Source organism: Bacillus sp. FSL K6-2944 (assembly GCF_038005385.1).
GTDB lineage: Bacteria > Bacillota > Bacilli > Bacillales > Bacillaceae_G > Bacillus_A > Bacillus_A cereus.
Genome location: NZ_JBBOTE010000001.1, coordinates 2,016,692 through 2,031,735 on the forward strand (window position 1 = coordinate 2,016,692; position 15,044 = coordinate 2,031,735).

The following is a 15,044-nucleotide window of genomic DNA, read 5'->3' on the forward strand; positions in this document are numbered from 1 at the left end:
ACCGCATATACGGTTGGCCTTTTTCTTTATATTAACTGTCCATCTCGAAGCGTCAATATACGATCACATACATCAAGCATTCTTTCATCATGTGTAATCATAATTGCTGCTTTTTGGCTCTCTTTCACTTCACGTTTCATCATTTCAACAACTTCACGTGCGCGTTTTGAGTCTAAGCTTGCCGTTGGCTCATCCGCTAATATTAAATCTGGGTTGTTCATGAACGCACGAGCAATTGCTACCCTTTGTTTTTCCCCACCAGATAGTTGATTTGGATAATGATTTTTTCTTTCTCCTAATCCAAATGCCGCTAATAAATGATCCGCACGCTTTTCTGATTCTTGTTTACTTTCTTTTTTTAACTTAGCAATGTAAAGTAATTGTTCTTTCACATTTAAATATGGAACAAGGTTTGCAAACTGGAAAATGAAACCGATTTTTTTCAAACGAATATCTGTCATTTCCTTTTCTGATAACTGTGTAATATTTTGCTCACGAATGTAAATATCTCCTTTTGACGGTGATAATAAAGCACCCGCGATCGATAATAACGTACTTTTCCCTGATCCAGAAGGACCGACGATTCCGATAAATTCTCCAGCTTTCACATCAAGTGATATCGGATGAAGGGCTGTTACTTCCGTATTTCCTTCTCCGTACACTTTACTTACTTTGTCTAATTTTAATAATGAAGTCATTACATCCCGCCTCCAATTGCTTCTAATGCATCAACTTTTAATACTTGGTATAACGAAATAAGTGTTCCTAAAATACTAATTACGATAAAGATTGCTGTGTATTGTGCAATCATCGGTGTTGTTAATAAGAACGGCATACCTGCTGGTAAAATTTGTTCTAATCCTTGTACAAGAACGATACTAATTACCATCGCAACGACTGATAAGAATAACGCCTGTACGACTAAACTATTTGCTAAATACGAGTTCTTCGTACCAATTGCTTTTAATACACCTAATTGCTGTGTTTTTTGCAGTGTAATGACGTAGAAGAATACACCAATTAGTAATGCAGCGATTACAAGTAAGAACGCAATAATCATCGTTAACGTTCCTTGCTCTTCTTTAAATCCTGGAATACTTTGTAGCACTTCTTTTTTGTCAATTACGTGTGCATTTTTTACTTCTTTATCTGTATTAAGTGCAATTGCACTATAATCTTTTTGGTTTGGTTGTGAAATAGATCCCCATACGTCTTCATTTACATAAACGACTGGTGTATGGCTAAACATTTGATCTTTCGTAAATCCGACGATTGTAAATTCTTTCTTTGAAACAGGATCGATAATTGTATCTCCAATATCGATTCCCTTCTCTTTAATCGATTCATCAGCAACCATCTCGTTGTTTGCTGTACCTAATTTCTCCCCTTTTACAATGTTCGGTTCTAAAAATGAATCTCGTTCGCTTGAGAAAATAGCGATATCAACCTTTTTCGAGCTATCTTTCTTTTCATACGTTGAAACTTTCACCCGAAACGGAACTGCCTCTTTCTCGCCTACTTGACTTACTACGTTATCTACATCGTCTTTCTTAATTTGTGAACGAAGTAATTTATTTTCCGCATCATCTGCTAAAACGAACTTATTTGCCTCCATATTTTGAATCGATGAAGCATTATCATATGATAATCCATTTGCTAATCCTGAAATAACAAGGACTAAAAATGATAATAACACCATAATCAATCCGATTAATCCGTATCTTAATTTTGATTGTTTTAATTCACGCAGAGCTAAAAACATTTCGCTCGCTCCTTCCTCTTTCTTTCTATGCACTTATCATAAAAAAGAAATATGAACGGAATATGAACAGAAGATTACAGAGATTAAGATTTAATTTTCAGAAAGTATTGAAAATAATTGAAATCCTTGATACAATTCAGTCAAATAATCTTGACCGAGTAATTTCATTTAAGGAGTTGATCATTTTGAAGCCCGTATTAACACTAACTACTTATAGCCAACTAAAAGCATTAAGCGATCCACTACGTTCCGAAATGATGATACGTCTATGCGAACGTCCTTATACTGGACAATTACTATCTGAGAAATTCGGCATTTCAAGGGCGAAAATTCATTATCATTTAAAAGAATTAGAAAAGAATGGTCTTATAGAGATCGTTTATACAGAAGAAAAGAATGGGATTGTTCAAAAGTTTTATCAATCTGTCGCTAAAGGCTTCACCCCTGCTGCAGATCTATTACCTCATTTAGAAATATTAAGCGAATCAGGTCGCCAAATCTTTTTACAAATGATAGAAAGAACGAAAAGCCAAATTCTCGCTGCACCAGAAGAAGCTTTTACATTACGAAATGCAAGTGAAGATCCAGCTAAGTGGAATTACGTTTCATCCTGCTGGGAATTTGATGCTACGCCAGAACAATTTCAAGTGTGGGTGAAAAAGTTTCATCAATTGATGGCTGAATTAAACGAAATTACAAAAGGTGCAGATAAAGATCCGAATAGTAAACCTTATTATATTTCTACTACTGCACTTCAAATCGCTGAGAGAACAATGCAGCAATTTATTAAAGAAGAAGAAAAATCGTAATACGATTTTTTTTACTGATACGGTCAAATTTATTTTACCGAATAAATTTATTATAAAGGAGTAGATAAAGTGGACATATTAAAAAACCGGAATTTCCTCTTATTATTTTTAGGGAGAATTTTTACAAACATAGGAGATAGTTTGTATTATGTAGCCGCGATGTGGCTCGTATATAAGCTAAGTGGTAATCCTTTTTATTCTGGATTAGCTGGTTTTCTTACATTATTACCTTCTGCACTTCAATTTCTTACTGGTCCATTCGTTGATAGATGGTCCATTAAAAACACCCTCGTCATTACACAAGTTCTGCAATGCATTCTTATTTTAATCATTCCTATTACACACTACTTCGATCTATTAACAGTCCAACTACTACTCATCATTATGCCTATCGTAGCCTTTATTGAACAATTCGCCTATCCCGCACAATCGAAAGCTTTACCACTTCTACTGCATAAAACACAATTATTAAAAGGAAACTCTCTCTTCTCATTTGCGTATCAAGGCATTGATTTAATTTGTACGACGCTTTCTGGAATATTAGTAGCACTATTTGGCGCGATCACTTTATATGTAATTGACTCTTTCACATTCGCGATTACTGCCCTTTTGTTCTTTTCATTGAAAATACCAAAGCAAACCGAAACGGGCACATCACTTTCAACTAAACAATATTTCTCTGATTTAAAAGAAGGTTTTTCAATTGTCTTCCGTTCCTTAATGGGCGTATTCTTAATCGGTTCCGTTGTCGCTAATTTTTCAATCGGTATGACGATGGCAATACTCCCTTCTTTCGCTGATTCTTTAGGCGGTGTAAAATTATATGGTTTCTTTTTAGCCGCTATATCCGCCGGTTGTTTAATTGGAGCACTATTCAGTTCATGGGTTGGTAAACATAATGTTGGCCGTGTCTCCATTATTAGCTTTGCAACTGGCGCTTTCTTTTGGTTTCTCTCTACAGTTGTACCGTTTCAATGGTTATCCATTTTTTTATTCGGCTTAGCTTGGATACCAATTGGTGCGACCAACATATTATTTGCGACTATTGGTCAAATTGTAATTCCAAATCAATATCTTGGGCGTATCAATTCAGTCACACGAAGCATGGGCACAATTGCTATGCCACTCGGCTCTTTAATTGGCGGATACACTGCGAATGTATATAGTAGCCAACTTATTTTCGCGCTTGCTAGCATTGGGATTTTATTCATTTCCCTCGTATGGCTACTTCATCCGAAATTACGGGCTTTTCCAAAAGCTGATGAAATTACAGCGGATACTTTTGAGCTTCGGTTTAAGGAAGAACGCGGGAAAGGTGCGGCTTTATAGCAACCAAACATAACCCCGTTCTAAATTGGGGACGGGGTTAAAAATATAACAATAAAGTCGTTTGAATATCTAAAATTTATTCAACAATAGCACCAACTAAAAGGTGCCGTTAACGCTTTGATGGCCATGCCCCCTGCATTTTCCTTAATTGAATAATTTGGCCTGTATGATAAGCATCATGAAGCATGATGTCCAGTAATTTACCTTCAAGTGAATTTTGTTCAAGCTCTCTTTCAGAAATTGCACTTAATACCTGTCTTAAATTACGCTGAGCATTTTCAGAGCGTTCAACGACTTCCTTCCATTCCGTATCATTATTAGATTGCTTAGTAAGATAAAAGGTGTCATTACCGTCAAGATTATATGTCCATTCACGTCCTTCCAAGTTTGCAGCAAGTCTTTCTTTGTAATAAGTGAGATGATTAACATTCTCCCAAATGGTATTCGTTGTCTCTCCAGCTGGTTTCCACATAGCCTGTTCAGCTGTAAGTCCTTCTATAGCATGTTTAAACGGTGCATACCAACTCTCTTTATCGAATGTTGAATCTAGTTTATTTAATAACAAGTCAATTCGTTTCAAAGTAATTTCCTCCCTACACAGTTCAAGTTTTAATACACTTCCTCTAACTCTGTAGAGATTCTACATTTTTAAATAAACTTCCTCCTAATCCCACTCCATAAACTCATCCGATTATGCAATTAAAATGACTCATATTTTTTCATTTTACACGTATACTAGCGACAAAAAAAGAAGAGGCTGTTCCCAAACAGCCTCTTTCATCTATTTAGGAAGTTCAACCCGAACAGTCGTCCCTTCCCCTTTCGTGCTATATACCGAAACGGTCCCTTTATGCAGTTCAACAATCTTCTGCACGATTGATAACCCTAAACCGCTACCTTCTACGTTTCGTGCTCTCGCTGTATCCACCTTATAAAAACGATCAAAAATACGATCCATTTCTTCTTTTTCCATACCGATTCCGTTGTCTGATATAGAAATTATAACGCTAGACTCTAACTCTTCCACGAAAAACTCAATCGTTCCACCATCGTTTGAAAACTTAATGCTATTCGTGAAAATGTTACTCCATACTTGATGAAGTAAGTTTTCATCACCTTGAATTGTAATGTCTGGCACATCAAATTCAACGGCGATATCTTTTTCCCGCCATTTCCATTCAAGCATAAAAATGACGTCTTTAATTTGTTTTTGTAAGGAAAAGTCTTTTATTTGTAAAACCTTTTCCTCCTTATCTAATGAAGCGAGCGTAAGTAACTGTTTACATAAACTAGACATTCGCTTACTTTCGCCTTCAATAATTTGTAAGTAATGATTTCTTTCTTCCTCACTCATCTTTTCTGTTTGCAACGTTTTTGAAAAACCTTGTATGGAAGAAAGCGGCGACTGGAATTCATGTGAAACGTTCGAAACAAATTCTTGTCTCATTTCATCTAGTTCTTTAATGCTCTTCGTCATCTTTTGGAAGCTTGTAGATAACGTTCCTATTTCATCTTTTCGTTTTACGTCTAATTCAATTTCATATTCCCCACTCGCAATTTTTTGCGTAGCCTTCGTAAATTTACGAATTGGGCGAACGATGTAACCTGCTGCAATCACTATAAAGATAATGCTTAATAGTACGATAAACCCAAGTAATACCGCTAAGAAAATTCGCATCTCGCCAAATTGGTTCTGAATGTCGGGACGAATAAATAAAGCGTACTGTTTATCACCGTGCTTTACCGGTACACCGACACTATTTATTAATTCATTATCGAAAAAACCGGTAATAAAGAGACGCGTTGGATACGTAGAAACACCATTAAACGTTTCCCCTTGCAATACTTTATGAACAGTAGCATCGCTAATAGACGTCTTACGAAACGCATTGCCGATACGCTTTCCATTCTTTTGATCATCTACAATATAAATTTCATACCCTAACTTCGCAATAGATTGTAAGTATGCCTCTTGATTTTCTTCACTTTGCTTTTCATATAATGACTTAACTTCTTCCGCATACTTTAAAATCTTTTCACTATTATACGGTTTTAACTTCACTTGATAATATACGTTCGTTAATAAAAAGCCGATAATACTACTAAGTAGCATAATACCGACCGTCATAAATACAAATCTAGAATATAGTGATTTCATTTTATTTCAGCTCCAACTTATATCCGAGTCCGCGTACTGTCGTAATTTGAAAATCATCCGTTCGTTTTGAGAAACGATCTCGGAGCCTTTTCACATGAACATCAACTGTTCGTTCATCCCCTTCAAAATCCATTCCCCATACTAGTTCAATTAACTCTTCTCTTGAAAATGTTCTTCCAGGATAACTAGCAAGTTGTGATAATAGCTCAAATTCCTTTAAAGGAAGCAAAATTGTTTGACCGTTACACTTTACTTCCACACCTTTTCGATCAATTGTCGTTCCGTGCAACGTAATAATATCTGCACTCAGCATTTGATAACGACGTAATAAAGCTTTCATACGGAAAATGACTTCAGCTGGCTCAAATGGTTTTACGATATAATCGTCTGTACCAGAAATGAATCCTTTTTCTTTATCCACTAACTGGTCTTTCGCAGTTAATAAAATAACAGGAATATCATGATACTTCCGAATTTCTTCACATAACGTATAACCATCAACAAACGGCATCATAATGTCTACAATCGCAAGATGAATGTTTTCCTTCTCTAATACGTCTTGCGCTACCTTTCCATCTTCCGCCTCAAAAACTTTAAACCCCTCTTTTTGTAAATGATAATGCAATAACTCTCTAATATGTTTATCGTCATCAGCTAATAAAATATGTATCATCTTCATTAAACCCTCTCTCGTTCATCCTTCTACATCACTACATTAAGAAACAATTGGATTTTTTGCAAGAAAAAGAAAAAGAATCTATTTTGAAAAAAGATTATTCAAAATAGATTCTCACGTTTTAGTATTAAGATTATTTTAATCAAAAACAATTTTTAAGCCTTCGAAATATCAACGAATCCTTCTCCGAATACGTCACGAACATCGTGTATAGCGATGAAGGCAGCCGGATCCGTAGTTTGAACAATCCGCTTTAGCTTCACTACTTCTTGCTTATTAATAACAACATAAAGAATGTCCTTCGGAGTTTTCGTGTAATAGCCATGACCTGAATACACAGTAACCCCTCTACCCATTAAAGTCGTCACCTTCCCGGCAATTTCATCTGGTTTATCAGAAATAATTGTAATGGCCTTTTTCGGATTTAAGCCTTCAATTACAAATTCCATTACTTTCGTTCCTACATATAACATAATAATTGTCAGCATCAGTTTTTCTGCACCAATGATGAAATAAGATGAAAACGCAACGATTAAATCGAAGAACAGTAGACCATAGCTAATACTCCAGCCTAAGTATTTATGTGTCATCCTCGCTAAAATCGTAGTACCTGCAGTTGTTCCACCAACGCGAATGATAAGACCAATACCACACCCGATAAATATTCCACCGAAAATGGCATTTACGAGCATTTCATCAGAAGCAATCGTCCAGCCTTCTGTTAAATGAAGAAATAGCGAGTTAGTCACTACAGCGATAATCGTATAAATCGTTGTAATCTTATTTAAAAATTTATAGCCGACTATTAACAAAATCGCATTTAAAATTAAATTGACTAAACCTGGTGACCATTCAAATAAATAGTACGTAATAATCGTGATACCTGTTACCCCGCCCTCACCAAACTCGTTCGGAATAACAAATAAATTGACACCTAACGCAAAAAGAAATGCACCGATAATAATAAAAATAATGTCTGTCGTTCTTTTTTTCATACAGTACCTCACTTCTTATGTAAATATTTATTCTGCCATAAACTCTCACTATTATATCGTGGAATATTCAAATCGAACAGTGGTTTGTTTTTATTTTAATATAAGATAAAAAATCAACATTATTTATTATGTACTGCAAATAAAGTTTTAATTTCACCCGTAATTTACTCTTAAAAAGAAATGCTGAACATTGACTTGCACAAATTTCAAATAAAAAAGTACCCATCTAATTGTCATACGCAATGAGAATTAGATGGGTACTGCATGATACATTTAGTTTTTACATATATTGTTTGGAGAAAATTGCAAATAACGACCTATACTCGCCTTATTAAGACCAAATCCATACATCATCATTATTTTCAGTGTTCGTCTTTGCTTCATGAACTTTTTCAATATGGTCAACTGTGTTCCAGTTAATAGAACTTCCGCCCCACCCTACATACTTCATATCAATTTTCACTTTCTCACCCACATTAAATACTTGTCCCTTTGTTAAGAAAACATCAATAATATCTTTCTTCCCATTTAACGATGGATACTCAACTACAACATATTTAGTAGCACCATCTCCCTCATCTTCCATCGTTCCTACTTTTGATACTTCTCCAATTACATAATTAGGTGAGCCATCTTCTTTCATGTGCATACCTAACTTGTTTGTTGTATTTTCAACTGCAGTTGCAACCATATATTCTGTAAAATTACGCATCATAGATCCAGTAGCTTTTACTTCATCTCCTACTTTCACGTTTGAAAGTGAATCAATATACACACTAACAGGTTCCTCATATTGCTTAGATTTTACAACAATCACACCGTTATCTACTTCTACTACTCGTCCTTCTAACGTCGAGAAATTCGATTCAATAGAAGCTGCACTCGCTTTTGTTAGTTCTAATCCTGGTAAATTTGTTCCTGATAATGCTGCGATTCCTAAAGCACCTGCTAAAATTATTTTTTTCATACCCATATGTAACATCTCCATTCATGATGATTTTATTTTTTTGATTGGTATCGACCAACCTGTAATCATTATAGTTACAGGTTATAAAAATAACAACCGTTTTCCTCATGCAATGATGCATACTTTGATTTTCAAATATAAATCGGTTATTCCTATATTCAACACTAAGACTGAATTCTTGAATCCCAGCAGGTAAACGGATTGATGATGAAGAAACTAATGTCATACATCATGTTTTTCAATGATACAGTTTGTATAATCGTAGTCCATTACATTCTGTAGCAGCGGAGTTAACATGTTAATAAAACCAAAGAGGTTACAAGCAGGAGACACCGTGACAACAGTAAGTCCTTCATGGGGAGGCGCAGGTGATTCTGAGATAAGATAACGATATGACAGGGCTCAAATAAATAAAAACACTCCTATAAGATATGACTGTGAATTAGTACTTTTTAAATGATATGGAGATTACTTATCTAATGATAAAGGGGGATTTACGTGTATGGAAGTAACATTTACAGTAAGTAAATGGGATGAAAAACTAATTGATGATACTAGAAAAGATTTCCCTATTAATATTGCCCATGTTGAATATGATATTGATGGAGAATTAAAAGGAAAAGCTTTTGTTGAATACTTATTATATTATCTAGACTCAAATATAAATGATGGTCACTTGGCTACGGCTAAAATTTCTGGATTTTTACACTTTGAAGGAATTTATAAGGGGCAACAAGGGACATTCACAGCTATAGAGCAAGGAATATTTGATAAAGGAAATTTAGATTCCCCAGGAACAATTATTAAAGCTACCGGTAACTTAGAAAATCTGAGAGGGTCCTATAATTATCAGTTTACAGGTCAAACTAGTAAACTAATTTTAGAGTTTGAATTTTAGCAAAATACCTTACATTTTAGCAGAAAGGACATTTCTTGTAATACTCGGAATGTCCTTTTTGTTGACGAGCTAGTACGTTATAATCTCCGCCAATTTTTGTAGGTAGTGTTGATGTTAATAGGCCTTGTACAACAAATCTCCCCTGCTCATCTTTAGATACTTCTGTAAATAAAACAACATCCTCTCTCGTAAAAGTTCTTTCAAAGGTAATTTTTTCGCCTACTTGCAATTTCATCGATCCCCCTCCTCAAAAACACTTGTAAAATAAGAAAAACCGAAACTCAAATCATTTCGGTTTTTCAAAACTATAGAAGTCAATATTTACTTTAAAGAATGAACAAACAACCCACTACGCAGTTTCGGTTCAAACCACGTTGATTTTGGCGGCATGACTTCACCGGCATCTGCGATTGCTAATAAATCTTCCATAGATGTCGGATATAATGCGAATGCTGCTTTGTATTCGCCGCTGTTCACAAGGCGTTCTAGTTCTTCTAATCCGCGGATTCCTCCGACAAAATCGATACGTGAATCAGAACGCGGATCATGTATTTCAAGTACTTGGCTTAATAAATGATCTTGCAGGATAGATACATCTAAACCTCTAACAAGATCATTCGCATCAAACGTTTCTTCTTTCACAGTAAGCTTATACCACTTCTTATTTACATACATACCAAATGATTTGGGCTCATTTGGTTTATACGGAGAAACAGTTGCTTCTTCTACATAAAAGTACTGCGTAATTTGATTTAAAAACTGTTCCTCTGATAAGCCATTTAAATCTTTCACAACTCGGTTATAGTCCCAAATCGATAATTCATCATGAGGGAATAGAACCGATAAGAAGAAATTAAATTCCTCTTCTCCTGTGTAATTTGGATATTGTTCTCTTCGCATAAGTCCTACTTTTGCAGCTGATGCAGAACGGTGATGCCCATCTGCAATATAAAGATTAGGAATATCTTCAAATGCGTTTACTAAAGTCGTAATTACATCTTCATCTGCAATCTTCCACGCAACATGCTTAACACCGTCTTCTGCTGTAAATGTATAAATTGGCGCATGTTCTTCTTTCCAGCTTCTAATTAAATGCTTTACTTCATCTTTTGTACGGTACGTTAAAAAGATTGGGCCTGTATTGGCGTCACACACATCTACGTGGCGAATACGATCTAGCTCTTTTTCATGACGTGTTCTTTCATGTTTTTTAATTGTATCATCTTCATACTCATCAATAGATGTACAAACGACAAGGCCTGACTGCGTTCTTCCTTGCATCGTCAGTTCATAAATATATAGCGCTGGCTCTTCATCTTGTATGAACACTTCTTCTCGTATAAATTGCTTTAAATTGTCTCCCGCTTTTTCATACACGCGATCATCATACGGTGAAAGCGCCGGGTCTAAATCAATTTCTGCTTTATCAACATGCAAGAAAGAATATGGATTCCCTTTTACAACTTCCCTTGCCTCTTCACTATTTAATACGTCATACGGTAAAGCTGCCACTTGTGCCGCTTTTTCCTCTACTGGACGAATGGCCCGAAACGGTCGTATTTTTGCCACATTCCTCTCTCCTTTACACAATCATTCGAACGGCTACAACACCTGTAATTTTGCTTATATTTTCTACAATATTCTCTTTTATTATATCATCAATTCCGTTATCGATATCAATCATTGTGTATGCCCAAGAATGTTTACTACGATTAATCATATCGGCAATATTAATATGATGTTCCGCTAAGCATCCTGTAATTTGCCCTACCATATTCGGGACGTTTTGATGCATAATTGTAATTCGTTTCTTTCCGATATACGGCAATTCTACGTTTGGATAATTTACTGAATTACGAATATTTCCTGTCTCTAAATATTCACGTAATTGACGTGCTGCCATTACTGCACAATTTTCTTCTGATTCAGACGTAGATGCACCAAGGTGAGGCGTCGCTGTTACATTTTTCATCTTTATTACATTTTCATTCGGGAAGTCCGTTACGTAATGTGTAATAATATCTTCTTCTAATGCTTTTTGAAGAACCTTTTCATCTACAAGTTCTCCTCTAGAGAAATTAAATAGACGCATCCCTCTTTTCATCTTCTCTACAGCGTGTTCCCCAATAATCCCCTTCGTTTGATTCGTAAGAGGAATATGCAATGTAATATAATCACATGTTGCAAAAATTTCATCAAGGCTAAATGCTCTTTGCACATGTGTAGAAAGACGCCAAGCTGTTTCAACTGAAATGTAAGGGTCATATCCGATAACATCCATCCCTAACGCTAACGCATCGTTCGCAACTAAAGCACCGATTGCGCCAAGTCCGATAACACCTAGACGTTTCCCTGCAATTTCTGATCCAACAAATTGTTTTTTTCCTGATTCAACAAGCTGTGGTACTTCTTCACCCTCTAAGTTTTTCGTCCAACTTACACCATTAATAATGTTACGTGAAGACATAATAAGACTGGCAATAATAAGTTCCTTTACAGCGTTTGCATTTGCCCCCGGCGTGTTAAATACTACAATTCCTTTTTCTGTACATCGCTCGACAGGAATATTATTTACACCAGCGCCAGCTCTTGCAATCGCCTTTAAGTCTTTTGAAAACTCTTCTTGATGTAAAGAGTAGCTACGAAGCAAAATTCCATCTGGATGATTGATTCTATCTCCTACTTCATAACGTTCTTCAGTAAAAACTTGCAAACCTTTTTCTGCAATTTGATTTAACGTTTGAACACGAAACATATCCCCATCTCCCTATCTATTCTCAAGCTCAAATTCCTTCATATAATTTACTAATTGCTGTACGCCTTGTACTGGCATCGCATTGTAAATACTAGCGCGCATACCACCGACTGATCGATGCCCTTTTAACGTAACAAGTCCTCGTTCTTTCGCTTTTTGTAAAAACTCATTGTTCAGCTCTTCTGACGGTGTTGTAAACGGAATGTTCATAAGTGATCGATACGTAGGATCAACTGGTGAAGTAAACAATTTTGATTCATCTAAGAAATTATAAAGAAGTGAAGATTTCATTCTATTTTGTTCTTCAATCGCAGATACTCCGCCATGCTCTTTCAACCACTCTAGTACAAGTTTCGTTACGTAAATACTAAAGGACGGCGGTGTATTATATAAGGAGTTATTTTTACTGTAAGTTTCATAATTTAACATTGTCGGACAAGAGCGATCTGCTCCCCCAATTAAATCTCTTTTTATAATAGCAATCGTTAAGCCCGCAGGTCCTAAATTCTTTTGCGCCCCCGCATATATAAGACCAAACTTCGAAACATCATATCGCTCTGATAAAATATTTGAGGACATATCCGCAACGAGCGGCACTCTTTCTACATGTGGAATGTCCACATATTTTGTCCCTTCAATTGTATTATTCGTTGTAATATGTACATAATCTAGTTTTTCATCGCTTAGTAAACCGTCCAGTTTAGGAATCGTAGTAAACTTCTCTTGCTCGGAAGAAGCAATCACTTGTACTTCCCCAACTTTTTCGGCTTCTTGCAGTGCCTTTTTAGACCATGAGCCAGTTAGTACGTATCCAGCTTTTTTATACGTATTCATTAAGTTCAGTGGTATCATAGAGAATTGTAATGACGCACCGCCTTGTAAAAATAAAACTTCATACTCATCAGGGATGCTCATTAATTCACGAAGTAAGTTACTCGCTTCCTCTATAATACTTTGAAAATAAGAAGATCGATGACTCATTTCCATAATTGACATGCCTGTCCCGTTATAATTTAAAAGCTCCTTTTGCACTTTCTCTAAAACTGGCAAAGGGAGTATTGATGGTCCTGCTGAAAAATTATAGACTCTCTCCATTACCTTCATAACCTCCCTATTTTTCATTTGGATATTTTTAAACTTTCTGAATTATAACCTAAAATATAATATACGGTCAATTTGTTTTCTATTATTAGGGCGCAAGACGCGATGGAATCGCTTGCAAGTGCAGACTTTTTTATGGTCATATAAAAAAGTGTTAAGTACATAATCGTACTTAACACTCTAATAATAAAAGAATAATAGCTAGTCGTTCGTAAAGAACCGATCAAAAATTTGATAAATAGCAGAGAGACCAATGAGCCAATAAATAGTGTCCACAAGCGCCGGCATAGAACCAAACCATTTCTCAACTACATTGTAATCTAACGCTACAAATAACCAATTCAAACCGCCAAGAATCACCAAAATTACTGTAAGGTAAGACAAAAATTTCATTATGATTGCCCCCTAGGTGATAAGATGGTGAAAGGCCTTTCACTAAAAATATATGTAGTAAACTTTAAAACTTACCTATTTTATAAAATTTATTTTCTGTACCACCCGTTAATAACTGCCTCTGCTTCTTTACTATGTATTTGATACGCATGTGTACTATCATTAGAGCCAATAAACCAAATTGAAAAACCTTTAAAATATGGTTTCGGTTCTAATACATCGCGGTAAGCACGCCATCCATTTAATTGCACATCCTTCGAAAACACATTTGAAACATCTGGATTCCATGGATTTTGTAATCCAAGTTCACGTGCTGGAACGTTAAATCCACCGAAGTAAACTGGCTTTCCTGTTGCATTATGTAATTGTTCCAATTGCTGAACAACATTTTGCCCACGATTATATACTGTTGTCGCAAATAAACTTTGCTTCACTTCTTCATATGTTGGATTTCTTTTTCCTGAAACTTCAAACCAACTGTCTATGCTAACAATATCCACCTTTTTTAAATACGGGCGATTGATTTTCTCTTTAAACTTCGCTTCATAAGAAGGGTCCCAGCTTGCTGTTAACCACCAGTTCATTTGATACAAAACATTTCCTTTATACTGATTACGAACAAAATCAATTGTATCGCTCCAGTATCCTTCTGCATACTCCATATTCACGAAATTAGAAGCAATCTTTAGTCCATACACATTGTATTTACTTGTAATGGAATTAAAAATATCTTGCAGAATAACCGTCTTCCAATTCCAGAAGAAATCATTAATGTTACTTGGGTTCCATTCTGTCTCTCCAACATTCCCCTGCTGAATATACGGGAACGGTTCCACTATAACTTGAATATTACGCTTTAATAATTCTTGAATTAAAATAATAGCTTGTTGCTTTTGCGCTTGATTAATTACCATGTTAGTAGAAGTCACATTTGGGATATCTACTTGAATCGGTACATTTACTGTATTTAAATTTAAGCGCTCCACATCCGCTAATACTTTCGCTACATTTCCAACTTCCCATACTGTTACGTTTCCTGATTTGATTTTTCCAGATTGAACAGTATTTACATCTGCCTGTACATTTCCTTGAAAACAAAAAGAAAACAACATAAGAAACACTCCTAAAAAGCTTATTAAACTCTTATTTTTCTTCACAACTTTCCCCCTATAATTTTTGGCTTTCTTGATTATTTTATACA

The 15,044-nt window shown here is 35.5% G+C and carries 15 protein-coding genes and 1 pseudogene; 3 read left to right on the forward strand and 13 right to left on the reverse strand.

The genetic code is table 11. The features are described from left to right. Window positions 1-26: 26 nt before the first annotated feature. Both MHH55_RS10135 and MHH55_RS10140 read right to left on the reverse strand, forming a co-directional pair. A complete protein-coding gene (locus MHH55_RS10135) occupies window positions 27-698 on the reverse strand; it encodes an ABC transporter ATP-binding protein (protein WP_000202597.1) in 672 nt (223 codons plus the stop codon). Beyond that, window positions 698-1,762, reverse strand: a complete 1,065-nt coding sequence (locus tag MHH55_RS10140; RefSeq protein WP_078186537.1) for an ABC transporter permease — start codon at window positions 1,760-1,762, stop codon at window positions 698-700. The genes MHH55_RS10135 and MHH55_RS10140 overlap by 1 nt, the downstream gene beginning before the upstream one ends. A gap of 185 nt (window positions 1,763-1,947) precedes the next feature. On the opposite strand from MHH55_RS10140, the gene MHH55_RS10145 reads away from it, so the two are divergent. Both MHH55_RS10145 and MHH55_RS10150 read left to right on the forward strand, forming a co-directional pair. After that, window positions 1,948-2,571, forward strand: a complete 624-nt coding sequence (locus tag MHH55_RS10145) for an ArsR/SmtB family transcription factor (RefSeq protein ID WP_063246255.1) — start codon at window positions 1,948-1,950, stop codon at window positions 2,569-2,571. A gap of 69 nt (window positions 2,572-2,640) precedes the next feature. Beyond that, window positions 2,641-3,900, forward strand: coding sequence for an MFS transporter (locus MHH55_RS10150; protein WP_078186536.1), 1,260 nt, complete (start codon window positions 2,641-2,643; stop codon window positions 3,898-3,900). A gap of 109 nt (window positions 3,901-4,009) precedes the next feature. Here the strand turns inward: MHH55_RS10150 and MHH55_RS10155 are convergent, their stop codons facing one another. The 5 genes from MHH55_RS10155 to MHH55_RS10175 form a co-directional block, all read right to left on the reverse strand. After that, on the reverse strand, window positions 4,010-4,480 hold the full coding sequence (locus MHH55_RS10155) for a DinB family protein (protein WP_078186535.1): 471 nt from the start codon (window positions 4,478-4,480) through the stop codon (window positions 4,010-4,012). 201 nt (window positions 4,481-4,681) lie between these two features. Beyond that, on the reverse strand, window positions 4,682-6,058 hold the full coding sequence (locus tag MHH55_RS10160) for a sensor histidine kinase (protein ID WP_078186534.1): 1,377 nt from the start codon (window positions 6,056-6,058) through the stop codon (window positions 4,682-4,684). Between the two features lies 1 nt (window position 6,059). After that, window positions 6,060-6,737: a response regulator transcription factor gene (locus MHH55_RS10165; RefSeq protein ID WP_000781961.1), complete on the reverse strand. Its 678-nt coding sequence runs from the start codon at window positions 6,735-6,737 to the stop codon at window positions 6,060-6,062. A gap of 152 nt (window positions 6,738-6,889) precedes the next feature. Further along, on the reverse strand, window positions 6,890-7,729 hold the full coding sequence (locus tag MHH55_RS10170) for a YitT family protein (protein ID WP_000747496.1): 840 nt from the start codon (window positions 7,727-7,729) through the stop codon (window positions 6,890-6,892). A gap of 331 nt (window positions 7,730-8,060) precedes the next feature. Then, window positions 8,061-8,702, reverse strand: a complete 642-nt coding sequence (locus MHH55_RS10175; protein ID WP_078186533.1) for an ATP F0F1 synthase subunit alpha — start codon at window positions 8,700-8,702, stop codon at window positions 8,061-8,063. Between the two features lie 496 nt (window positions 8,703-9,198). Between MHH55_RS10175 and MHH55_RS10180 the strand changes: the two genes are divergently transcribed. Beyond that, the gene (locus tag MHH55_RS10180) at window positions 9,199-9,594 is read left to right on the forward strand and encodes a DUF3224 domain-containing protein (protein ID WP_000454079.1); all 396 of its coding nucleotides are present in this window, start codon (window positions 9,199-9,201) and stop codon (window positions 9,592-9,594) included. Window positions 9,595-9,655: 61 nt separating this feature from the next. On the opposite strand, the pseudogene MHH55_RS10185 reads toward MHH55_RS10180, so the two are convergent. The 6 genes and pseudogenes from MHH55_RS10185 to MHH55_RS10210 form a co-directional block, all read right to left on the reverse strand. Further along, window positions 9,656-9,829 (reverse strand): annotated as a pseudogene (locus MHH55_RS10185) (dehydratase); the annotation flags it as partial. A gap of 86 nt (window positions 9,830-9,915) precedes the next feature. Then, window positions 9,916-11,163, reverse strand: a complete 1,248-nt coding sequence (locus MHH55_RS10190; RefSeq protein ID WP_078186531.1) for a DUF1015 domain-containing protein — start codon at window positions 11,161-11,163, stop codon at window positions 9,916-9,918. 13 nt (window positions 11,164-11,176) lie between these two features. Continuing rightward, complete coding sequence (locus tag MHH55_RS10195; RefSeq protein WP_000490228.1) at window positions 11,177-12,349, reverse strand: 3-phosphoglycerate dehydrogenase family protein; 1,173 nt, start codon at window positions 12,347-12,349, stop codon at window positions 11,177-11,179. A 12-nt stretch (window positions 12,350-12,361) separates the two neighbouring features. Beyond that, a complete protein-coding gene (gene serC / locus MHH55_RS10200) occupies window positions 12,362-13,444 on the reverse strand; it encodes a 3-phosphoserine/phosphohydroxythreonine transaminase (RefSeq protein WP_078186530.1) in 1,083 nt (360 codons plus the stop codon). Between the two features lie 207 nt (window positions 13,445-13,651). Further along, on the reverse strand, window positions 13,652-13,843 hold the full coding sequence (locus MHH55_RS10205; RefSeq protein ID WP_000670804.1) for a DUF378 domain-containing protein: 192 nt from the start codon (window positions 13,841-13,843) through the stop codon (window positions 13,652-13,654). Window positions 13,844-13,932: 89 nt separating this feature from the next. Then, window positions 13,933-15,000, reverse strand: a complete 1,068-nt coding sequence (locus MHH55_RS10210; RefSeq protein ID WP_000739788.1) for a glycoside hydrolase family 113 — start codon at window positions 14,998-15,000, stop codon at window positions 13,933-13,935. Window positions 15,001-15,044: the final 44 nt, after the last annotated feature.

Coding starts and splice junctions, on each gene's coding strand:
- MHH55_RS10135 (WP_000202597.1), bottom strand. CDS start 698: ATGACTTCATTATTAAAATTAGACAAAGTAAGTAAAGTGTACGGAGAA.
- MHH55_RS10140 (WP_078186537.1), bottom strand. CDS start 1,762: ATGTTTTTAGCTCTGCGTGAATTAAAACAATCAAAATTAAGATACGGA.
- MHH55_RS10165 (WP_000781961.1), bottom strand. CDS start 6,737: ATGAAGATGATACATATTTTATTAGCTGATGACGATAAACATATTAGA.
- MHH55_RS10160 (WP_078186534.1), bottom strand. CDS start 6,058: ATGAAATCACTATATTCTAGATTTGTATTTATGACGGTCGGTATTATG.
- MHH55_RS10175 (WP_078186533.1), bottom strand. CDS start 8,702: ATGGGTATGAAAAAAATAATTTTAGCAGGTGCTTTAGGAATCGCAGCA.
- serC (WP_078186530.1), bottom strand. CDS start 13,444: ATGGAGAGAGTCTATAATTTTTCAGCAGGACCATCAATACTCCCTTTG.
- MHH55_RS10205 (WP_000670804.1), bottom strand. CDS start 13,843: ATGAAATTTTTGTCTTACCTTACAGTAATTTTGGTGATTCTTGGCGGT.
- MHH55_RS10170 (WP_000747496.1), bottom strand. CDS start 7,729: ATGAAAAAAAGAACGACAGACATTATTTTTATTATTATCGGTGCATTT.
- MHH55_RS10195 (WP_000490228.1), bottom strand. CDS start 12,349: ATGTTTCGTGTTCAAACGTTAAATCAAATTGCAGAAAAAGGTTTGCAA.
- MHH55_RS10180 (WP_000454079.1), top strand. CDS start 9,199: ATGGAAGTAACATTTACAGTAAGTAAATGGGATGAAAAACTAATTGAT.